The following is a 20,861-nucleotide window of genomic DNA, read 5'->3' as shown; positions in this document are numbered from 1 at the left end:
ACGGACACGCGAACACCGGCGCAAGGCGCCGGTGTCATCGTATGAAGCACCGGCGCAAGGCGCCGGTGTCATCGTATGAAGCACCGGCGCAGGGCGCCGGTGGTCGCAGGATCAGCCGGCGGGCGGGGGCCGGCCCCGTGCTCCGGCGGCTGCTCCGCCGGCCCGCCCGGCCAGGCGGGCCGGCGCGTCAGTGCGCCGCCGCCACCGCCCCGGGCGCGCCGCCGGGTGCCGCCGTGCCGCCGGCGAGGTCACCACCGATCCCGTTGTTGAGGGCCCAGATCGCCGCCTGGGTGCGGTTGGAGGCGTTGATCTTGCGCAGCAGGCTCTTCAGATGGACCTTGACGGTCGCCTCGGTGATGTTGAGGTGGTTGGCGATCATTTTGTTGGAATCGCCGTTCAGGAGACAGCGCAGGATTTGCACCTCCCGTTGCGACAACCCCTTCCGCGACACCGGCATCTCCGTCCCGTTGCCGTTCACCCGGCCGCTGATGAGGAGCGCGGCGAGATGGGTCGGGAACACCTTCTCCCCCATCATCACCAGCTTCAGCGACTGCGCCAGGGCGTCGGAGGACAGGTCCTTCATGAGGTAGCCGTCGGCCCCCGCCTCCAGTGCGTTCGCCAGGCGGCGGGTGCACAGTTCGCTGGTCAGGATGACCAGGCGGGCGTCCGGCAGGTGCATGCGGAGGTTGCGCATTCCTTCCGCCTCCTCATCACCGCCGCTGGCGAGATCGAGCAGGACCAGCTCGAGCACCAGACCGCCCTCGACGATGGACAGGGCTTCCCGCAGGTTGCCGGCTTCCGAGGCGATCTGGAACGGCGAATCGTCCAGCAGGCGCTTCAAACCTTCTCGAAAGAGCTTGTTTGAGTCGACGAGAAACGCGCGCACTGAGTCCATTGTCTTCTCCCGGGGTGCGTGACAAATGTGTGGTGTTCGTCGGAGGATGACCCGTCCGAATGTCGATTCGTCCGAAATCGTCCAAGATCGTCCAGGGTTAGGCAGATGTTACGCCCGCGCCTCTCGGCCGGTCCGGCCGTTATTTAGTGGGAGAATATCTCTTCAACGCATCTCTCGATACCTCTCTGTGGTATTAACCTGACGCGCTTTGGACATATGAAAATGGCGTTCTGTCCCACAAAAGACCAAACATGCATTTGTTGTTATCAGAGACATCGAGTTCGAAAGGATTATTTTCGGAATTTCTACCACCAAATCGCGGTGGCGGCGGGGCGGACGCGCGGGGGGGCGTGTCCGCGGCCGTTCCCGCTCCGGCTCCCCGGCGGCGCACCGCAACGCTCGGCCGAACGGGCTGACCCGCGGCCCGGCGCCATGCTATAGCGGCGCCCGCGGCCACGGATCCGACGGCGATGACTCTCTGGCAATTTCTCGGCCTGCTGTGCGGCACCTATCTGGCCCTGCTCGCCCGCAGCGCCTGGAAGCAGGGCGAGCTCCGCCAGTTCCTGTGGAGCTTCCTGGTGGTGCTGCTGCTTGGCGCGGCGGTGGCCGGCTCGGTGGCGCTGGCAGCCTGGATGGGGCGCCGCTGAGCCGGATGCCGGCCGCACGCACACGCCGCCCCCCGATCCCTCGTGCGGACCGGACCGGCTTAGATCTGCCCCCGCTCCACGGCGAGGCGCATCAGCACGTATTGGCGGCACATCTGGTTGCGGAAGCGGTAGCGCGTGCGCCCCGGCTCCGGAACCGCGACCAGCAGCGCACCGTGGTCGTCGCGGGTCAGCCGCTCCAGCCGCTCGTCGAAGTCGGCGCAGGGCGGCGAACCGTCGGTGCCGGCGATGTCGGCGGGATCAAACACCCCATACTCGTCGGCGGGACACAGGGCCGCGGCGTTCAGCGTGTCCTCCAGTGCCTCCCGCCGCGCCCCGGCCAGGCACCGGTTGTAGGCGTCGACGATGCCCCGTTCCGCCTCCTGAAGGCACCGGTTCACGGCGTAGGCGAGGTCGCGGGTGTCGACCTCGCGTTCGCCGCGGCTGAAGGCGCTGCGGGCTGCGTGCAGGCCGAGAAGCTGGGCGTAGTACGGCAGGCCGCGGGCGAAGTCGGCCACCCGCCGGGCGGTGTCGGCCTGGAACACCAGGCCGGCGTTGTCGGCACCGGCCTGGATCAGCCGTTCGACCTCGCTGTCGCTCATCAACGGCAGATGGACCGGCACCAGCGAGCGCTGGATCGACGGATGCTTGCCCAGGAGCTGGTCCAGGTTCTCGGCCACGCCCACCACCATGAGCGTCATCGGGATCGCGCTGTCGGTGAGGTTCTTGAAGAGCTCGGCCAGCTTGTTGCGGAAATCCTCGTCGGTGACGCGGTCGTACTCGTCGAGGATCAGCAGCACGTGGGTGTTCTGGATGTTCTCCAGCACCTCGTTCAGCTGGGTGACGCTGAACGGTCCCTCCGGCAGCAGCTCGGCGAAGCTGCTGAAGGTGCGGCGCGAGGCGAACGGACTGTCGGATCCCGAGCGGTAGTAGGCCGCGGGGATGCGCTTCAAGGCGTGCCGGAAGATGTCCTCGAAGCACAGCTCGCCGCTGCAGGTGATCTTGATGGCAAGGTAGCCCGCCTGGGCGGCGATGTGCTCGACGGCGTTGGACAGCGAGGTCTTGCCGCGCCCGCGGTCGCCGAACAGGATGACGTGGGCCCGCTCCTCCTCGACCGCCGAGATGATCCGCTTCAACGTCGCGTTGCGGCCGACGAACAGCGCGTTGAGCTGCTTCTTCGGCCGGGTCGGCGTGAAGGCCTCGCGCAGGACGCCGTTGACTTCGGGAGTGAGCCCGGTCAGCAGCGCGGCCTCTCCGCCGCCGCCCCGCTGCGGCTTCAGTTTGCTGGCCGCGGGGAAGGCGAAGCGCGGAAACTCCGCGGACGTGTCGCCGTCCGGGGCCGGGTCGGCTCCGCCGGCGGCCGGCCGCTCGGGCTGCACGGTGCCCCCCGGGAGACGGCCGTCCTGGGTGCGCGGCTCCCGCGCCGGATCGCTCCGCACCGGGCGCAGCCGTGGTGCGACCGGTGGCCCGGCCAGCCGGGCCGCGGCAATGGCCGCCGCGGCCGTGCCGCGCGCCGCCGCCCTGTCGGCCGCTGTGCCGGTCGCCGAGCCGGCCGCCGCCATGTCGGTCACCGCCATGTCGGTCACGGCCCCGTCGCCCTGCCCCTGTCCCGCGTCACCACGGCGCTTCCGAAAGAAATTCCGCATTGCTTCCGCCTTCGGGCCGTCAAAAACGTGTTCGGCGCGCCCGGAACGGCAGACGGAGGCCTCGGCCCCGCCGCCGTCCCGGACGTCGCGCAGACATCGCATTTGGGCCGGGCCCCGCCCAACCGGCAGTGGACAATCGGGTAGTATACCGACGCGGCCCGCCACCCTGGCGGCGCGGTCCGGGAGGGGGTGCGCGGGCGATCGACGGTACCCCGTTCGCCCGCGCTGACGTGGCGCCAGCCGCCCCCAACATTCCGGCACGGCGGCGCCCACCGCCGCCCACCACACCTGGAAGGCGCGGCCCGCATCGGCCAGGGCCGACGGTCGGCCGCTACAGACCGACGGCGTGGCCGAGCAGCGTCCAGGCGTAGAGGGTTACCATCAACGCGACCAGCGTGGCCGCCTCGCTGAGGAACTTCAGGACCGACATGGCGAACTCCCTTTTCTCGCGTGCTGTTCCATCGGATGCCGTATCGCGCGGCTCTGAAAGGAACAGTAGCGGAACAACAAGGGAACGGCAAGAGGCAAGTTCGCCCTTCGTTCCCTATCGGCCCCGGCTCCAAGCGCGGCCGCCGTCCCCCGGGCTGCCCCCGGCGATGCCGGACGCCCGCCCCCGTGCCGCGGTGCCGGAGGTGGTCTTCACCAACGCCCGCATCGTCGTCGTCGACGGCGTGGTCGAGGGGTCCCTGGTGGTCCGGGGCGGCCGGATCGCCGCCATCGACGACGGTCGCTCGCACCTCGCCGCGGCGATCGACCTGGAGGGCGACCACCTGCTGCCGGGGCTGGTGGAACTGCACACCGACAACCTGGAGCGCCTGCTGATCCCGCGCCCGGGGGTGGTGTGGCCGTCGCCGCTGGCCGCGCTGCTGGCCCACGACGCCCAGCTCATGGCCGCCGGGATCACCACCGTGCTCGACGCCGTGTGTGTCGGTGAACAGCGCGATGGCGGCCGCCGGCGCGACATCCTCCACGCCTCCGTGGCCGCGGTGCGCGCGGGGCGGAGCGAAGGGGTGCTGCGCGCCGACCACCACCTCCACATGCGGTGCGAAGTGGCCGACCCGGACGTGGTGGCGCTGTTCGAGCCGCTCGCGGCCGACCCGCTGGTCCGTCTGGTGTCCCTGATGGACCACACCCCGGGTCAGGGCCAATGGGCCGACGTCGCGGCCTACCGCCGCCTGCTGGTGGCCGAGGGGTGGGCGGAGGAGTCCGTCGACGGCGTGGTGGCCGGGCGCCGTGCGGCCCAGGCGTGCCACGCCGACGGTCACCGCCGGGCGGTGGCGGCGCTGTGCCGGGCCCGCGGCCTTCCCATGGCGAGCCATGACGACGAGACCGCCGACCACGTCGCCCGGGCGGTCGCCGACGGCGTCACGGTGGCCGAGTTCCCCACCACGCGGGCGGCGGCGGAGGCGGCCCATGGCGCCGGCCTGCGGGTGGTCATGGGCGCGCCGAACGTGGTGCGCGGACGCTCCCACTCGGGGAACGTGTCGGCCCGCGACCTGGCGACCCGCGGGGTGCTCGACGCCCTGTCCTCCGACTATGTGCCGGGGAGCCTTCTCGAGGCCGTCTTCCGCCTTCACGCGGAGTTGGGTCGGCCGCTGCACCAGGCGGTGGCGATGGCCTCGTCGGTCCCCGCCGCGGTGCTGGGCCTGGTCGACCGCGGCGCGCTGGCGGCGGGCCTGCGCGCCGACCTGAGCCGGGTCCGCACGGTGCAGGGCCAGCCCGTCGTGCGCGCCGTCTGGTCCGCCGGGCTGCGGCGTCTGTAGGCGTCCGGGCCGGGCACGGCCGCACCGCACGGCCGCACCGCACCGCACGGCCGCACCGCACGGCCTCAGTGCGCGACCTCGTCGGTGGCGGTGACGTGGCCGGAGACCTGCTGGCGCACCAGCACCAGCGACAGGCCGGCGGCGAGGGTGGCGGCGACGAACGCCTCGATCAGCAGCATCAGGCCGAGCCTGGTGCGCGGCAGCAGGTCCTGGCTCTCCAGCGCCCAGGTGAGGGTCGCGAAGAACAACACGGCCAGAAACACGCCGCCGCTCTTCATCGCCCGCCCGACCATCCCGAAAATGAATCCGTAAAGGATGAGCAGCGAAATTCCCAGGAAGATCTTGACGGCAAGATAGGTGGTGTCGGCGGACAGCAACCAGTCGACGTAGCAATAGCCGGTCGGGTTGTAGGTGGCGGTGATCAGGGCGTAGAGGAAGAGCCACCGGATGATGAAATCGGACAGTTTGAAACGCTGGGCCGCACCCGCCATGCACGCCCTCCCCCGCTGGCATCCGTCGACGATGCCTCCGGGTGTAGCCCAGGGGGCGGGCGACGCGCCAGCGTCATTTGCCGGACATCCCCCGCGGGGGAGTGTGGTGGGCGCCGTGACGCCCGCGGTCAGCTCAAGCGTTCGAGGAGATCGAGAAAACGCTCGCGGTCGGCCGGTGACAGGGGCTCCAGCACGCGGGCGTGCGTTTGCGCCACCTTCGGCACCAGGGTGGCGACCAAGGCCTCTCCGGCGCCGGTGAGCCACACGCTCTTGCGGCGACGGTCGCGCGGGTCGGTGCGCCGTTCCAGCAGTCCCCGCTCGATCAGGCGCATCACCACGCCCTGGGTGGTCGCCGGGTCGACGAAGGTCACCCGGCCCAGGCGCACCTGGGACAACGGCCCCTCCTGGTAGAGCGCCATCAGCACCGACCATTGGGTCGGCGTCAGTTGGTTGTCGCCCAGCGTCTCCGAGAACAGCGCACCGGCGCGCTGCAGCACCCGGCGCAGGCGGTGGGTGATCCGCTCCGCCTGCAGGAAGTCAGGCGCCATCGACACCACCCCGTGGCGGCGGCCTCCCTCGCTCTCCGCGCAGGACTCCGGCAATCCGTCCCCGGGGGTCATGGTACGCCCTCCGGCCGGCCGCGCCGCAGCACCGGCCCGCCCACGGCAGCGCCCTGACCGTACGAAACCGAAAGCCGGTTCAGCGCGCGGACCGCGGCAGAACACCGAAAATATCCCAACCAGAGCATGTCCGATCGCCAATCATTCTAATTCTGATTGCTCAGCACACCACACGGCACCAAGCCGGTCAAGTTTAAACAGAAGTATCCGCCCGTGCACAAGCGGATCACCCGTCAGTCTACAAAAATTCCCGCCCGGTGGACTGCGGCGAAACGCCCGCTTCCCACCATCGCGCGTTCCGATTCCGCTGTCGCAACATTTTAACTCTCCGACAACAATATACTTCGCAGTGTACTGAATTATATGTCTTAAGCGGTATCATGGCGGGCGCGCGACGCGAAATAAAATTGTCTGTGTGGTGAAAGATTCATTCCATCGTATGATCACATAGCGATCGCCGATGGGGGGCCCATCCGGTCCGCAGCCACCGACGGTTCGGGCACCGTCCGCCCTCTTCGACCGCCGGTGCGGACGCGCAACACAACATCCCCGGATCGGGGATCTTCCGGATCCGGCGCTGCACACCGGCGTCGCCGACGCAAGGCGGTGGCTTACGCCCGATGCGCCCAGCTTCCCGATCGAGGGGCCCTAGTCGAGATAGGGAGCCAGCACCTCGTCGATCCATGTCATGAAGACGCGGACGCGGCGCGACAGGTTCCGTCGATGGGCGACGACAAGGGACACGTCGAGTGGCGCGGGGCGGACATCCGGCAGAATCTCCACCAGCGCCCCGCTCTCCAGGTGTCGGCCTATTCCCGTGAGCGCCGCCTGGATCAGGCCGATGCCGGCCAGGCCGGCGGCCTCGTAGGTCTGCACGCTGTTGACGTGCAGGACGCCGGGCAGCGGCAGCGTGGCGTAGCCGTCGTCGTCGGGGTATTCCCAGCCATAGGGCTTTGCGCCGAGGGTCCGACTGTAATGGATCGTGCGGTGGCCTTGCCGCCGCAGCTCCTCCAGCGACCGGGGCGTGCCGTGACGCGCGAGATACGCCGGGCTGGCGGCATTCACCATGCGCAGCCGCCCCAGCGGGCGGGCGATCAGCGTTTCATCTCCAATCGGCCCGAGCCGCAACACGCAATCGAACCCCTCCTCGACCAGATCAACCTGCCGGTCCGTGCTCGACACCTCCAGTTCCACCTCGGGATGGGCGGCCAGGAAGTCCGGCAAAGCCGGCACGATCGTCGTGCGCGCCAGTTCGGTCGGCAGATCGACCCGAAGACGCCCCCGCAGCGCGACGCCGTCCTCGGCAAACATCGACTGCAGGTCGTCGACATCGGCCAGCAGCTCCCGCGCGCGCTCCTGAAATCTCCGCCCGTCCTCGGTCAATCGCACGCTGCGCGTCGTCCGATGCAGAAGCCGGACGCCCAGCTCGTCCTCCAGCTGCCGCACGACGGTCGAGGCGCGCCCCTTCTGGATGCCCATGCTTTCGGCGGCGCGGCTGAAGCTGTGCATCTCGGCGACCCGGATGAAGATGAGGAGATGTTCGAGATTGTGCATGCGCATGCCCTGCATCTGTTCTCATCCAGGAGAACACTGCGTTCTGTTTATCATAGTTTATCGTATCAATAGGGCACGATAGACGGGACGGGAGCGACACGTCACACGGGGACGATCATGTCGGAGAGAGCGAAGCCAGGCCGCATGGTCTGGATCGGACGTTCAGCACGTGCCGTGTTCGTCGCAGCCCTGCTCATGGACGCTTCGGTACAGGTCTTCGTCCCGGACCTGGCCGCGGGCATGCTGCGGGATGCGGGGTTCGCACCGGCCATCGCCCCGGTTCTGGGCACGATCATCGTCGGCTGCGCAATCCTCCCTGCCATCCCGGCCACCGCTTTCCCGGCCACCGCGTTCATCGGCGCGGATCCTCGCTACGGGATTTCTGGGAGGGGCGATCTGCGCGCATGTCCGGCTCGGCGAGCTGGGATCTCCGCCGCAGCTCACATCACTGCTGCCGGGCCTGGTGGCCTGGGGCGGTCTTTATCTGCGCGACCTGCAACCTCACCGCAACCGAACCTCAAACCTCAGGACAGCGATATGACCCAGGAAACCATCACCACCGCCGTGGTCTACCACTCGGGCTACGGCCACACCCATCGCGTCGCCGAGGCGGTCGCCGAAGGGGCGGCAGGAACACTCATCGCGATCGACCCCGAGGGCAACATTCCGGAAAGCGCGTGGGAGACGCTCCTCGCCGCGGATGCCATCGTCTTCGGTTCGCCGACCTACATGGGCGGCCCGAGCTGGCAGTTCAAAAAGTTCGCCGACGACAGCTCGAAGCCCTGGTTCGCCGAGACGTGGAAGGACAAGATCTTCGGCGGCTTCACCAACAGCGCCACCCTCAACGGCGACAAGCTGAACACGCTGCAGTACTTCGTCCTGCTGGCCGGGCAGCATGGCGGCATCTGGGTGAGCCTCGCGATCAAGCCGTCGAACGTGAAGGCCTCGACGCGCGACGACCCGAACCGGATCGGCTCCTATATCGGCCCGATGGCGCAGTCGGATGCGGACGCCGCGCCCGAAGAGATGTCGGAAGGCGACCTCGAAACCGCGCGGCGCTACGGCGTTCGCGTCGCGGCCGTCGCAGGCCGTTTCGCGGCGACGCGCTCTGCCTGAAGGTCACGTCCCTGAACGTGGTGTAGGAGCTGTGGGGAACCGGCCCGCCGAAGCGCGCCCCAGAGCTGGCGTCGGCGGGCCGGTTGTCCACAGCGGGGCGGTCATCGTGGTTCTCCGGTAGAGTCTGGTCACCACACCTCAACCCGACCGAAGGGTGACCACGATGACCGACGAGATGATGGCGCTTCGCGCGCTGCTGGAGAAGAGCGCTGATGCCGACGTGCTGCGCGAGATGATCGGCTTCGCGGCCGAGCGGCTGATGGAATTGGAGGTCCAGGGCCTGACCGGCGCCGCCCACGGCGAGCGCTCTGCGGAGCGGCTGGTTCAGCGCAACGGCTACCACGAGCGCGATTGGGAGACCCGCGCCGGCACCGTCGATCTGCGCATCCCCAAGCTGCGCAAGGGCAGCTACTTCCCCGGCGTCCTGGAGCCGCGCCGGATGGCCGAGAAGGCGCTCACGGCGGTGATCCAGGAAGCCTACGTCCACGGCATCTCGACGCGTTCGGTGGATGACCTGGTCAAGGCGCTCGGCATGAGCGGCATCTCCAAGAGCCAAGTCAGCCGGCTGTGCGAGGAAATCGACGAGCGGGTGAAGACCTTCCTGGAGCGCCCCATCGAGGGCGATTGGCCGTACCTGTGGATCGACGCCACCCGCCTCATCGGCGCCATCCTGCTCGAACAGAACGATGAATGGGCGGTCCAGCGGGCCCGCCACATGACCCTGGAAACCATCGCCCCCTTGCGCGATGATCTCGCCCTCACGTTGCCCGCTGCGGCCGCGTGACCGTCCCGGCCAGACCTGCCGGAGACCAAATGAGCGCCTCGGCTCTTACACCACGCCTCGGGACACGACCGTCAAAAAGTACCGTCCCTTGATCCATATCACTCATCGCGGGCGGTGCCACCCAGCCGCTGCGGGCCGCGCGCAGCCTAACCGAACCTTGCTAAAACGCTATCGTCTGGATATATTACTGGAAATACCTCAGAGGTTACCATGGGCAGCTCGCAAAAACGCGCCATCCAAAACTATCGATCTCGCCTTAGCGAGCGCGGTCTGGCGCGCTTTGAGGTGCTTGGTCGCGATGCCGACCGCGACCTCATTCGATCATTGGCGCGCCGCCTCGCCGAAGACGGCCCGGATGCCTCTCGCCTCCGTGCGGCTATCAGCCAGACCATCGCCGGTGAGCCGCCGAAAAAAGGCGGCATCCTTGCCGCACTGCGCCGATCCCCGCTCGTCGGAGCCGATCTCGACCTTAGTCGTCCTCGCGAAGAAGGACGCAAGGTGGAGATCTGATGCGATATCTGCTCGATACCAACATCATCAGTAACATCACGAAACCGACCCCGTCGGAGTCCCTGCTCGTGTGGATGGCCGACCAAAACGACGATGACCTTTTCATCGCCTCGCTCACTGTCGCTGAAATTCGCCGTGGCGTGCTTGAGAAGCCATCAGGCAAGCGACGTGACGAACTCGAAACCTGGTTCACGGGGCCGGACGGTCCGCAGATACTTTTTGCAGGCCGGGTTCTGTCGTTCGACGAGAAAGCTGGCCTCATATGGGCGCGGCTCATGGCCGACGGCAAAGCCAACGGACGCCCTCGGAGCGCCCTCGACACGATCATCGCCGCCGTTGCCGAAGCCAACGACTGCATCGTCGTGACCGACAACGAAAAAGACTTCTTCGATATCGAGATCGTCAACCCGATCAGGGACGGCGACAGGGGGCGGAAAGGACAGGACCAGCCGCAGCGCCGTTAGTGAGGTGGTCCCCGTTCCCCGGACAGTTTTGCGGCTGGGATAAGCTTGGCTCAGGTCCGTGTCATGCCGCCACTCTGATCCCGACCGGGGCACCCTGGTGGACCTTGGCCGGAGTTCCGCCGCCGAGCGCGGAATGCGGGCGGTCAGCGTTGTAGTAATCGATCCAGCGGCCGATCCCGGCCCTGGCCTCGCTGCCCAACTCGACGGCATGGAGGTAGACACACTCGTCCTTCAGGGATCGCCAGAGCCGTTCGATGAACACGTTGTCCATCCAGCGTCCGCGCCCGTCCATCGACACCCGAATGCCGGCCGCCGTCAAGAGGCCGGTGAAGCGCGGGCTGGTGAACTGGCTGCCCTGATCGGTGTTGAAGATCTCCGGCCGCCCGTGCCGCGCCAGCGCCTCTTCCACCGCCTCCAGGCAGAACTCGACGTCCATGGTGTTCGACAGTCGCCAAGCCAGCACCCGGCGCGACGCCCAGTCCATCGCCGCCACCAAATACAGGAAGCCGCGGCGCATGGGACTGTACGTGATGTCGGCGCACCACACCTTATTGGGGCGGTCGATAGACATGTCCCGCAGCAGATACGGCCAGATCTTGTGCTCGGGGTGAGGCACCGTTGTCTTCGGGCGCTGATAGACCGCATGCCCGTGTCGGCGGAGATGCCAGGTCATCTGCCGGCTGCCGTACCACGGCGTTTCCAGGAACTGCACGTCGATCCGCCGCATCAGCTCCAGGTTCTCGGCACACTCGCCCTTGCCCGGCTCGTAGTAGCTGGAGCGGCGGAGCGACACCAATGCGCACTGCTGGGTGATCGACAAGCGCGGATGCTCCGGCTCGATCGGTTCCCGCCTCCGGCCGCGCTCATCGACCGGAGGCCTTGCGCAAAAAATCGCGTTCCACGACCAGTTGCCCGATCATGGCGTGCAGCTTCTCCACGTCGCCCTGATGGCTGGCCCCGGCCGCCTCCGCCTTGCCGGAGAACACCCCGGCCATCCCCTCCATGGCCTGCTTCTTCCAGGCGTTGATCAGCGTCTGGTGCACCCCGTGTTTGGCAACAAACTGTGACACCGTCAACTCACCCAGGATCGCCTCCAGCGCCACCTTCGCCTAAAACTCCGCCGAATACCGCTTCCGTTTCCCCGTCATCGGGTCCGTCCTTCCTGATGGGCGAACCAAGCTTATCCAACTGCCCGGGGAACGGGGAACACCTCATTCCCACTCGATGGTGCCCGGCGGCTTCGACGTCACGTCGTAGACCACGCGGTTCACGCCGCGCACCTCGTTGACGATGCGGCTCGACACGCGGGAGAGGAACTCGTGGGGGAACGGGTACCAATCCGCCGTCATGCCGTCGGTGGAGGTCACCGCGCGCAGCGCCAGCACGTGATCGTAGGTCCGGTAATCGCCCATCACCCCCACCGATCGCACCGGCAGGAGCACGGCGAAGGCCTGCCAGATCGCGTCGTAGAGCCCGGCGTTCCGGATCTCCTCCAGATAGATCGCGTCGGCCTTGCGCAGGATCGCCAGCTTCTCCGGGGTGATGTCGCCAGGCACGCGGATGGCGAGGCCGGGACCCGGGAACGGATGGCGCTTCACGAACGCCTCGGGCAGGCCCAGCTCGCGGCCCAACGCCCGCACCTCGTCCTTGAACAGTTCGCGCAGCGGCTCCACCAGCTTCAGCTTCATGCGCTCGGGCAGGCCGCCGACGTTGTGGTGGGACTTGATGGTGACGCTGGGGCCGCCGGTGAAGGACACGCTCTCGATGACGTCGGGATAGAGGGTGCCCTGGGCCAGGAACTCGGCGCCGCCGATCCGGTGGGCCTCGGCGTCGAAGACCTCGATGAAGGTGGCGCCGATGATCTTGCGCTTCTGCTCGGGGTCGCTCACCCCCGCCAACTTGCCAAGGAAGAGGTCGGCGGCGTCCACGTGCACCAGCGGGATGTTGTAGTGGTCGCGGAACAGGGTGACCACCTCGTCGGCCTCGCCCGCCCGCATCAGCCCGGTGTCGACGAAGATGCAGGTCAGCTGCTCGCCGATCGCCTCGTGGATCAACACCGCCGCCACCGATGAATCGACGCCACCCGACAGGCCGCAGATCACCCGGCCGGCGCCGACCTGGGTGCGGATCGCGTCGGTCGCCTGGCGGCGGAAGGCGGCCATCGTCCAGTCGCCGCTGCAGCCCGCCACGCGGTGCACGAAGTTGGCGAGAAGCTGCCGGCCGTGCGGCGTGTGCACCACCTCGGGGTGGAACTGCACCCCGTAGAACTGGCGGGCGTCGTCGGCGATGGCGGCGAAGGGCGCCCCGTCGCTGACGGCGACCACCCGGAAGCCGTCGGGCAGCGCCGTCACCCGGTCGCCATGGCTCATCCACACCTGCTCGCGCGCGCCCTTCGACCACAGCCCGTCGAACAGCGCGCAGGTCTCCGTGACGTCGACGAAGGCGCGGCCGAACTCCCGGTGGTCGGACCCCTGCACCGTGCCGCCGAGCTGGTGGCACATGGTCTGCTGGCCGTAGCAGATGGCGAGGACCGGCACCCCCATGGTGAACACGGCCTCGGGCACCCGCGGGGCGTTCTCCTCCAGCGCCGAGGCCGGGCCCCCGGACAGGATGATCCCTTTCGGCGCGTAGGCGCGGATGCGCCCCTCGTCCATGCTGAACGGGTGGATTTCGCAGTAGACCCCGGACTCGCGCACACGCCGCGCGATCAGCTGCGTGAACTGGCTGCCGAAATCGAGGATGAGGACGCGTTCCACGGACGTCGTGGTGGACTGGGCGGTGGTCATGGCGGGCTCGTCGGGCTGCAAAGAGTGCTACATGCCTCTCCGCCCGCCGCCGGTCAAGGCTCTTGGCCGCCCCAGCCGGGCTCCGAACCCGCCGCCTGCCGGGCCAGCGGCTCCAGATCGCGCCAGCCATAGGCCAGCTCGACGGTGTCGGCACCGGCGAAGCGCATCCCCCGCTCGGCGAGCCGCGCCCCGCCCAGCCGCTCGTAGAACCAGCGCGCGGGGTTGTCGCGCAGGCACCACACCACCGCCGAGGCCAGGCCGGCCACGGCCATGCGCTCCGCCGCCGCGGCCATCAACCGCCGCCCCAACCCCAGGCCATGCGCCTCGTCGTGCAGGTAAAGGGCATAGAATTCGCCGGCGAACCCCTCGATGGCCGTGCGCTGGCGGCCATAGCTGACGAAGCCCGCCACGTCGCCCGCGGCGTCGGCCGCGACCAGCGTCCCATGGCCATCGCGCTGGGCCCGGACGGCGACGCGCCAGCGCGCCCGCACCGTCGCCTCCGACATGCTCACCAGAAAGGACGCGGGCAGCACGCCGGCATAGGTCGACCGCCAACTCGCCACATGCACCCGACCGATCCCGTCGGCGTCCTGCGGCGCCGCATCCCGAATGACGATCACGCCACCCCTCCCCTCGCCTGGTCTCCGGCTAAGGAACATGGGGTGCGCGGCGCCGCTGTCCAGCGCTCAGGCCGACGCCGTCTCCTCGGCGCCGCCCGGCGGGTCGGCGTCCCCGCCGTCCGGCGGGTCGGCGTCCCCGCCGTCCGCAGCGGCCGCCTCCTCGCGGCGCACCATCACCGCCGCGAAGAAGCCGTCGGTGTCATGGCGGGCGGGGGTCAGGCGCAGGAACGGCCCGTCGCCGGGCGGCGACCCGGCGCCCTCCTCCTCCCACACGGTGGCGACGGGCAGCACGACGAACTCGGGATGCCCGTCGAGGAAGGCGGCGATCTGCGCCTCGTTCTCCTCCGCCAGCAGCGAGCACGTGGCGTAGACCAGGCGGCCGCCCGGCTTCACCAGCCGCGCCGCGCTGTCGAGGATGCTGGCCTGGAGGGGCACGAGCTGCTCCAGACCGGGGCCGAGCGGCCGCCACCGGCTGTCCGGGTTGCGCCGCCAGGTGCCGGTGCCCGAGCACGGCGCGTCCACCAGCACCCGGTCGAACTTGCGCTTGTGGCGCTTCACCCAGGGGTCGCGCTCGCTCTTCAGGGGGTGCGGTTCGATGTTGTGCAGCCCGGCGCGGCGGAAGCGCTCGGCCGCCCGTTTCAGGCGGCCTTCCAGCACGTCGCAGGCGACCACCCGCCCCTTGTTCTTCATCGCCGCCGCCAGCGCCAGCGTCTTGCCGCCCGCCCCGGCGCAGAAATCGACCACCTGCATGCCCGGCTTGGGCGCCACCGCCAGGGCGACGAGCTGCGACCCTTCGTCCTGGATCTCGATCATCCCCTCCTTGAAGGCGTCAACCGTGGCCAGCGGCGGCCGGCCGCGCACCCGCAGCGACAACGGCGACCACTGCGTGGGCTTGGCCTCGATCCCCGCCTTTTCCAGGGCGGCGCGGGCGGTGGCCCGGTCGGCGCGCACCGGATTGACCCGCAGATCCAGGGGGGCCGGCTCCAGCAACGCCCGCATCTCCACGGCGAAGCGGTCGCCCAGCGCCGCCCGCAACGGCCCCTCCGCCCAGGGCGGGCACTCGACCTGGACCGTGTCGGGCATCGCCGGGTGGTCCAGGGTGTGGCCCTCGAGCGCAGCCGCCAGCCGTGACTCGGCCGCGGCGAAGGCCTCCGGCGCGAACTTGCCGCCGCTGAACAGGGTCGCCATGGTCTCCGCCGCCTTGCCATCGCCCAGGATGGCGTTGGCGATGACCCGGGCGCGCGGCGAGGCGGCGTGCCCCTCGCGCTCCAGCCACCAGGCCAGGCGGGCGTGACGGCGCAGCACCGCGTACACGGTCTCGGCCACGGCGCTGCGGTCCTTGGAACCGATGTAGCGCCGGTTGCGGAAGAAGGCGCTGATCACCGCGTCGGCGGGGCGTGGCGTGGCGTCGATCTCGGTCAGCAGGTCGATCACCGCCTGAAGGCGGGCTGCGGGGGTCATCTCGGCTCCTCTGGGCACTGGGGACCGCGTCCCCGGCGGCGGAGATAGCGCGCTTTCGACCGCCTTGTCATCCCCCACGCCGACTCGGCGCATCTTCAGCCTTGCGCACCGATACCCCAAACGATATGGTAACTCAGCGCGTTGCACCACCTTGCTCAGATTCCACTGCAATGCATGCACGGCATGCGCGCGTGGGGGTACGGGTGCCGGCCGGGTCAGGCGGCGGCCGCGCGGCGCGGACAGGGGATCCAACACAGGACACCGGTCACCGGGCGCCTCGCGCCGGTCCGGCGCGGGGGAACGATGGCGAACGCGGTCGGAGACGGCGGGATGCGCGCACGATCGCGCGCGGCCGGCGGGAAACGCGCCCCGGCGCGCGCGGGTGGCGGAATGAGCGCCCTGGCGCGGGGGGTGTGTGCGGTGGCCATGGCGGCGCTGGCGGGATGCGCCGGGGCGCCGCCCCCGGGGGGCGACGCCCCGGCGTCGGCGCACCGCGGCCGCAACGTCCCTCTGGAGCGGATCGCCGCGGATTTCCGTCCGCTTCCCGGCTGGGGGACCGACGACCACGCCCACGCCCTGGACGCCTTCCGCCAGACCTGCGCGTGGGCCGACCGCCAGGCGGCGGACAAGGCCATGGGCAGCGATCCCCGCGCCGGTCGGGTGGCCGACTGGCGCCCGGCGTGCCACGCCGCCCGTGCCCTGCCGCCCGGCGACCATGAAACGGCGCGGCTCTTCTTCGAGGCGCATTTCACGCCCGTCCCGGTGATCGCCTCCGGCGACGACGGGCTGTTCACCGGCTACTACGAGGTCGAGCTCCAGGGAAGCTGGACGCCCAGCGAGCGCTTCTCCGTGCCGCTCTACCGGCCGCCGCCGCGGGCCCGCAAGGGGCTGCCCAGCCGCGCCCGCATCGCCGAGGGGGCGCTCGCCGGCCGGGGACTTGAGGTCCTGTGGGTCGACGACCCCATCGGCGCCTTCTTCCTCGAGATCCAGGGCTCCGGCCGGGTGCGGATGCCCGACGGCAGCGTGGTCGGCCTGAGCTACGCCGGCCAGAACGGCCACCGCTACTACCCGATCGGCCGCCACCTGCTCGATCTCGGTGTCGCCACGCCCGAGGAGATGTCGCTCCAGTACATCCGCCGCTGGCTGGAGGCCAACCCGGAGCAGGCGCAATCCCTGATGAACCTCAATCCGTCCTATGTCTTCTTCAAGCTGCGTCCCGGCGGGGGCGCCCGCGGCGCCCGCGACATGGAGCTGACGCCCGGCCGCAGCCTCGCGGTGGACCCCTCCCACGTGCCGCTCGGCATCCCGCTCTGGATGGAGCTGCGCGAGGCGCCGGTGCCCGGCGGCGAGCTGCGCCGCCTGGTGGTCGCCCAGGACACCGGCGGCGCCATCAAGGGGGCGGTGCGCGGTGACCTGTTCTGGGGCGCCGGGCACGACGCCGAGCTGGGGGCCGGCACCATGCGGGCGCGCGGGCGCTACACCCTCCTGGTGCCGCGCCAGACCGTGCAGACCGCGCAACGCCCGTAACCCGGTGCGGCTGGTCCGGCTGGGCGACCTGCCCGACCGCGGCGCCGCCGTCGCGGCGGTGACGGATATCTTCTTCCGGTCGAGCCTGCGGCACGGCTTCGACACGCCCCAGGACCGCGCCGCCTTCCTGGCGGCCTGGACCGGCTGGTACCTGGCGGACGCCCCGGGCGACGTCCGCATGGCGCTGGCCGACGACGGCGGCGTGGCGGGATACCTCACCGGCTGCCGCGACAGCGCCGCCGCCACGGCGCTGTTCGCCACCATCCCCGGCTACGCCGTGTTCGCCGATCACTTCGCCGCGTTCCCGGCGCACCTCCACGTCAACGTCCACCCCGATCACCGCGACCGCGGGGTCGGCGCCGCCCTGGTCGCGGCCTTCGTGGCGGACTGCGCGGCCGCCGGGCTGGCCGGCGTGCACGTCGTCACCGGCGTCGCCGCGCGCAACGCCGCCTTCTACCGCCGCAACGGCTTCACGGTGGCGGACGCGCGCGGGCCGCGCCTCTTCCTGGGACGGCCGCTCGCGCCGGGAGCCGGGGCCGGGCCCGGGTGACGGTCCCGCCGGCCGCCTATCCGGCGGCCGCCAGCAGCCCCGCCACGTCGGCGTGCTCCTCCAGGCGCCGGGCCAGCCCGTCCAGCGCGCCGTCGACGGTGGCGTCGTAGGCCAGCCCGGACGGGCCCTCGCCGCCGAGGCGTTCGAGGAAGGCCGCGCGAAAGCCGTCGGCCGCGAACAGGCCGTGAAGGTAGCAGCCGGCGACGCGCCCGTCGGGCGACACCGCACCGTCGGCGCGGCCGCCGTCCAGGCGCAGCACCGGCCGCACGCAGTCCGCCCCCGCCGTGCGCCCCATGTGCATCTCGTAGCCGGCGACGGCGGCTCCCGTCGCCGCGTCGGACCCGGCGGCTTCGGTCAGCACCTTGGGCCCGCTCAGAACCGTCTCGACGTCGAGGAGGCCGAGGCCATCGGCGGCGCCGGGCGGCCCCTCGATGCCCGCGGGGTCGGCGATGCGGCGGCCCAGCATCTGGTAGCCGCCGCAGATCCCGAGAACGCGGCCGCCGCGCCGGCGGTGCGCCACCAGGTCGGTGTCCCAGCCCTGGGCCCGCAGGAAGGCGAGGTCGGCGATGGTCGCCTTGGTGCCGGGCAGGATCACCAGGTCGGCGTCGCCGGGCAGCGGCCGGCCCGGCGGCACCATGGTGAGCGACACCGCCGGCTCCAGCGCCAACGGATCGAAATCGTCGAAATTGGCGATGCGCGACAGCATCGGCACGGCGACCCGGATCGCGCCGCCCAGCCGCGCCCGCCAGGTGTCCAGGGCCACCGCGTCCTCGGCCGGAAGCACCGCGGCCTCGGCCAGCCAGGGCACGACCCCGAAGGAGCGCCAGCCGGTGCGCTGGGCGATGGTGGCGAGCCCGCCGTCGAACAGCCGGACATCGCCCCGGAACTTGTTGATGAGGAACCCGCGCACCATCGCCCGATCGTCGGCGTCGAGGAGCACGTGGGTGCCGACCAGGCTGGCGATGACGCCGCCGCGGTCGATGTCGCCGACCAGCACAACCGGCACCCCGGCGGCCCGGGCGAACCCCATGTTGGCGATGTCGCCGGCCCGCAGGTTGACCTCGGCCGGGCTGCCGGCCCCCTCCACCACCACCACGTCGGCCTCGGCGCGCAGGCGTCCGAAACTGTCGAGCACGGCGTCCAGCAGTTCACCTTTGCGCGCCTGGTAGTCGGCGGCGCGGGAGATGCCGGCCACGCGGCCCTGCACCACCACCTGGGCCCCGATGTCGGACTGCGGCTTGAGCAGCACCGGGTTCATGTGCACGCTGGGCGGCACGCCGCAGGCGCGGGCCTGCAGCGCCTGGGCCCGCCCGATCTCACCGCCGTCGGGGGTGACGGCGGCGTTGTTGGACATGTTCTGCGGCTTGAACGGCCGCACCGAGAGGCCGCGGCGCGCCAACGCCCGGCACAGCCCGGCGACCAGCAGGGACTTGCCTACGTCGGACCCGGTGCCTTGAAGCATCAGCGCGCGCGCGGCCATCAGAACTCGATCCCTTCCTGCGCCTTGACGCCGGCCTTGAAGGGGTGCTTCACCAAGGTCATCTCGGTGACCAGGTCGGCCGCCTCGATGAGCGCCGGCTTGGCGTTCCGCCCGGTGACCACCACGTGCAGCCCCGGCCGCCGGGCGGCCAGTGCCTCCAGCACCTCCTCCAGCGGCAGGTAGTCATAGCGCAGGACGATGTTGAGCTCGTCCAGCACGATCAGCCGGAACCGCTCGTCGGCCATCAGCTCCAGGGCCTTGTCCCAGGCGCGGCGTGCCGTGGCGACGTCGCGGGCGCGGTCCTGGGTGTCCCAGGTGAACCCTTCGCCCAGGGTGTGCATCTCGGCCAGGTCGCCGAAGCGCTGCAGCGCCAGCGCCTCGCCGGTTTCCCACGCCCCCTTGACGAACTGCACGATGCCGACGGGGAAGCCGCGCCCCAGCGCCCGCATGGCCAGCCCGAAGGCCGCGGTCGATTTGCCCTTGCCCGGCCCGGTGTGGACCATGAGAAGCCCCTTCTCGACGGTCTTCTCCGCCACCCTCTGGTCGTGCACCGCCTTGGCCTTCTTCATCTTTTCGGCGTGACGGCGGTTCGCCTCGTCGTCGGTCGTCGCGGTCATCGTCGTTCTCCCTCGGTTGTCGTGTCCTTGACGGTCATCGGCAGGCCGGCGACCAGAAACAGCACCCGCCCGGCGCGCGCCGCCACGCTCTGGTTGAGACGCCCGGCGGCGTCGCGGAACGCCCGGGCCAGGGCGTTGTCGGGAACGATGCCGAGCCCGACCTCGTTGGCGACGAACACCACCTCGCCGGCGACGCCGTCGAGCGTCGCCAGCAGGTCCGCCGTCGCCGCCCCGGGATCGCGCCCCGCCCCCAGCAGGTTGGCGACCCACAGGGTCAGGCAGTCGACCAGCACGCCCCGTCCCGGGCCGGCGTGGCGGGCGAGCGCACCGGCCAGATCCAGCGGCTCCTCCACCGTCGTCCAGCCGGGGACGCGCTGCTCCCGGTGCAGGCGGACCCGCGCCCGCATCTCGTCGTCCAGCGCCTCGGCCGTGGCGATGTAGATCCACGGCCCCGGGGCGGCGGTCACCAGCTCCTCGGCGTGGCGGCTCTTGCCGGACCGCGCCCCCCCGAGCACCAGGGTCACCGCGGCGCTCATGGCGCGATTCCCACGGTGCCGGCGTCGGTCCGGCTCCAGGGGATCGCCCAGTCGGGCCCGCGCAGCAGCCGCACGCCGAACACCCGCTCGGCGTCGCCGGTGTCGAGGACCGCGTGCGGCGGCCCGGCCGCGGCCACCGCACCCTCCTCCAGCAGGCACAGGCGGTCGCAGAAACGGATCGCCAGGGCGAGGTCGTGCAGCACCACCACCACCGCCATGCCGTCCCGGGCCAGGGCGCGCAGCAGCTCCATCACGTGCAGCATGTGGTAGGGGTCGAGGCCCGCCACCGGCTCGTCGGCCAGCAGCACCTCGGGCCGGCCGGCCAGCACGCGGGCCAGCATGACCCGCGCCCGCTCGCCGCCCGACAGGGCGGTGACCGGCCGCCCGGCGAAGGCGGCGGCGCCGCAGCGCCGCAGCGCCTGGTCCACCGCCTCCCGGTCCTCCGCCGTCTCCCCGCCCAGCCCGGCGCGGCGCGGCGCCCGCCCCAGCATCACCACCCGCTCCACCGCCAGCGGCCAATGGGTCATGGGGTTCTGCTCCAGATAGCCGATGCGGCGGCCGCGCTCCTCCGGCGCCAGGGCGGCGACCGACCGGCCGTCCAGGCGGACGGCGCCGGCCACGGTGTCGACCAGCCCGGCCAGCGCCCCCAGCAGGGTCGTCTTGCCGCTGCCGTTGGGGCCGATCAGGCCGACCACCTCGCCGGCCGCGGCGGCGACCGTCGCCCCGCGCAGCACCTCGCGGCCGCCCAGGACGACGCGCACGCCGTCGGCCTCGATGCGCGCCATGGGGGCCCTCCG

19 protein-coding genes and 2 pseudogenes are annotated in these 20,861 nt (G+C 70.6%); 8 read left to right on the top strand and 13 right to left on the bottom strand.

Annotation, left to right across the window (positions count from 1 at the left end; genetic code table 11):
- Positions 1-187 precede the first annotated feature (187 nt).
- Entirely contained in the window at positions 188-895 is a 708-nt protein-coding gene (locus AC6H2I_RS03535; protein ID WP_497499188.1) for a LuxR C-terminal-related transcriptional regulator, read from the bottom strand.
- A 470-nt stretch (positions 896-1,365) separates the two neighbouring features.
- Here AC6H2I_RS03535 and AC6H2I_RS03530 point away from each other — a divergent pair, with 470 nt between their 5' ends.
- Positions 1,366-1,542: a hypothetical protein gene (locus AC6H2I_RS03530; protein WP_497499187.1), complete on the top strand. Its 177-nt coding sequence runs from the start codon at positions 1,366-1,368 to the stop codon at positions 1,540-1,542.
- A gap of 59 nt (positions 1,543-1,601) precedes the next feature.
- Here the strand turns inward: AC6H2I_RS03530 and AC6H2I_RS03525 are convergent, their stop codons facing one another.
- Positions 1,602-3,116: an nSTAND1 domain-containing NTPase gene (locus AC6H2I_RS03525; protein ID WP_497499273.1), complete on the bottom strand. Its 1,515-nt coding sequence runs from the start codon at positions 3,114-3,116 to the stop codon at positions 1,602-1,604.
- A gap of 665 nt (positions 3,117-3,781) precedes the next feature.
- On the opposite strand from AC6H2I_RS03525, the gene AC6H2I_RS03520 reads away from it, so the two are divergent.
- The gene (locus tag AC6H2I_RS03520; RefSeq protein ID WP_497499186.1) at positions 3,782-4,948 is read left to right on the top strand and encodes an alpha-D-ribose 1-methylphosphonate 5-triphosphate diphosphatase; all 1,167 of its coding nucleotides are present in this window, start codon (positions 3,782-3,784) and stop codon (positions 4,946-4,948) included.
- A 65-nt stretch (positions 4,949-5,013) separates the two neighbouring features.
- Here the strand turns inward: AC6H2I_RS03520 and AC6H2I_RS03515 are convergent, their stop codons facing one another.
- The 3 genes from AC6H2I_RS03515 to AC6H2I_RS03505 all read right to left on the bottom strand — a co-directional run bounded on the left by AC6H2I_RS03515 (position 5,014) and on the right by AC6H2I_RS03505 (position 7,628).
- Positions 5,014-5,439, bottom strand: coding sequence for a DUF6524 family protein (locus AC6H2I_RS03515; RefSeq protein WP_497499185.1), 426 nt, complete (start codon positions 5,437-5,439; stop codon positions 5,014-5,016).
- 128 nt (positions 5,440-5,567) lie between these two features.
- Entirely contained in the window at positions 5,568-6,059 is a 492-nt protein-coding gene (locus AC6H2I_RS03510; protein WP_497499184.1) for a MarR family winged helix-turn-helix transcriptional regulator, read from the bottom strand.
- 648 nt (positions 6,060-6,707) lie between these two features.
- The gene (locus AC6H2I_RS03505) at positions 6,708-7,628 is read right to left on the bottom strand and encodes a LysR family transcriptional regulator (RefSeq protein ID WP_497499183.1); all 921 of its coding nucleotides are present in this window, start codon (positions 7,626-7,628) and stop codon (positions 6,708-6,710) included.
- Between the two features lie 129 nt (positions 7,629-7,757).
- On the opposite strand from AC6H2I_RS03505, the gene AC6H2I_RS03500 reads away from it, so the two are divergent.
- The 4 genes and pseudogenes from AC6H2I_RS03500 (at position 7,758) to AC6H2I_RS03485 (ending at position 10,487) form a co-directional block, all read left to right on the top strand.
- Positions 7,758-8,729 (top strand): flavodoxin family protein, encoded by a 972-nt coding sequence (locus AC6H2I_RS03500; protein ID WP_497499182.1) that lies wholly within the window; start codon positions 7,758-7,760, stop codon positions 8,727-8,729.
- 163 nt (positions 8,730-8,892) lie between these two features.
- Positions 8,893-9,381, top strand: a pseudogene (locus tag AC6H2I_RS03495) (transposase); the annotation flags it as partial.
- Positions 9,382-9,723: 342 nt separating this feature from the next.
- Positions 9,724-10,023 (top strand): hypothetical protein, encoded by a 300-nt coding sequence (locus tag AC6H2I_RS03490; protein ID WP_497499181.1) that lies wholly within the window; start codon positions 9,724-9,726, stop codon positions 10,021-10,023.
- Positions 10,023-10,487: a type II toxin-antitoxin system VapC family toxin gene (locus AC6H2I_RS03485; protein WP_497499180.1), complete on the top strand. Its 465-nt coding sequence runs from the start codon at positions 10,023-10,025 to the stop codon at positions 10,485-10,487. The genes AC6H2I_RS03490 and AC6H2I_RS03485 overlap by 1 nt, the downstream gene beginning before the upstream one ends.
- Before the next feature lie 61 nt (positions 10,488-10,548).
- Here AC6H2I_RS03485 and AC6H2I_RS03480 read toward each other — a convergent pair.
- From AC6H2I_RS03480 to AC6H2I_RS03465, 4 genes and pseudogenes are all read right to left on the bottom strand, one after another.
- Positions 10,549-11,590, bottom strand: a pseudogene (locus AC6H2I_RS03480) (IS3 family transposase).
- A 108-nt stretch (positions 11,591-11,698) separates the two neighbouring features.
- Positions 11,699-13,273 carry a glutamine-hydrolyzing GMP synthase gene (gene guaA, locus AC6H2I_RS03475; protein WP_497499179.1) on the bottom strand — a complete coding sequence of 525 codons (1,575 nt, stop codon included), beginning with the start codon at positions 13,271-13,273 and terminating at the stop codon, positions 11,699-11,701.
- Positions 13,274-13,326: 53 nt separating this feature from the next.
- Positions 13,327-13,893 (bottom strand): GNAT family N-acetyltransferase, encoded by a 567-nt coding sequence (locus AC6H2I_RS03470; protein WP_497499178.1) that lies wholly within the window; start codon positions 13,891-13,893, stop codon positions 13,327-13,329.
- A 66-nt stretch (positions 13,894-13,959) separates the two neighbouring features.
- Positions 13,960-15,354: an RsmB/NOP family class I SAM-dependent RNA methyltransferase gene (locus tag AC6H2I_RS03465; protein ID WP_497499177.1), complete on the bottom strand. Its 1,395-nt coding sequence runs from the start codon at positions 15,352-15,354 to the stop codon at positions 13,960-13,962.
- A 390-nt stretch (positions 15,355-15,744) separates the two neighbouring features.
- Here AC6H2I_RS03465 and mltA point away from each other — a divergent pair, with 390 nt between their 5' ends.
- Together mltA and AC6H2I_RS03455 are read left to right on the top strand one after the other, a co-directional pair.
- On the top strand, positions 15,745-16,881 hold the full coding sequence (mltA, locus tag AC6H2I_RS03460) for a murein transglycosylase A (RefSeq protein WP_497499176.1): 1,137 nt from the start codon (positions 15,745-15,747) through the stop codon (positions 16,879-16,881).
- A gap of 4 nt (positions 16,882-16,885) precedes the next feature.
- Positions 16,886-17,431, top strand: coding sequence for a GNAT family N-acetyltransferase (locus AC6H2I_RS03455; RefSeq protein ID WP_497499175.1), 546 nt, complete (start codon positions 16,886-16,888; stop codon positions 17,429-17,431).
- Positions 17,432-17,447: 16 nt separating this feature from the next.
- Here AC6H2I_RS03455 and AC6H2I_RS03450 read toward each other — a convergent pair whose 3' ends face one another.
- The 4 genes from AC6H2I_RS03450 to AC6H2I_RS03435 are packed head-to-tail and all read right to left on the bottom strand — an operon-like array spanning position 17,448 to position 20,849.
- The gene (locus AC6H2I_RS03450) at positions 17,448-18,911 is read right to left on the bottom strand and encodes a cobyric acid synthase (RefSeq protein WP_497499174.1); all 1,464 of its coding nucleotides are present in this window, start codon (positions 18,909-18,911) and stop codon (positions 17,448-17,450) included.
- Entirely contained in the window at positions 18,911-19,528 is a 618-nt protein-coding gene (gene cobO, locus AC6H2I_RS03445) for a cob(I)yrinic acid a,c-diamide adenosyltransferase (RefSeq protein WP_497499173.1), read from the bottom strand. Before cobO ends, AC6H2I_RS03450 begins: the two co-directional genes overlap by 1 nt.
- The gene (gene cobU / locus AC6H2I_RS03440; protein WP_497499172.1) at positions 19,525-20,064 is read right to left on the bottom strand and encodes a bifunctional adenosylcobinamide kinase/adenosylcobinamide-phosphate guanylyltransferase; all 540 of its coding nucleotides are present in this window, start codon (positions 20,062-20,064) and stop codon (positions 19,525-19,527) included. The genes cobO and cobU overlap by 4 nt, the downstream gene beginning before the upstream one ends.
- The gene (locus tag AC6H2I_RS03435) at positions 20,061-20,849 is read right to left on the bottom strand and encodes an ABC transporter ATP-binding protein (RefSeq protein WP_497499171.1); all 789 of its coding nucleotides are present in this window, start codon (positions 20,847-20,849) and stop codon (positions 20,061-20,063) included. Before AC6H2I_RS03435 ends, cobU begins: the two co-directional genes overlap by 4 nt.
- Positions 20,850-20,861 lie beyond the last annotated feature (12 nt).

It is taken from the genome of Azospirillum sp. NS33, from assembly GCF_059703765.1.
Note: the sequence above shows the minus strand (reverse complement) of the source record. Positions and strands in the feature narration are given on the sequence as shown.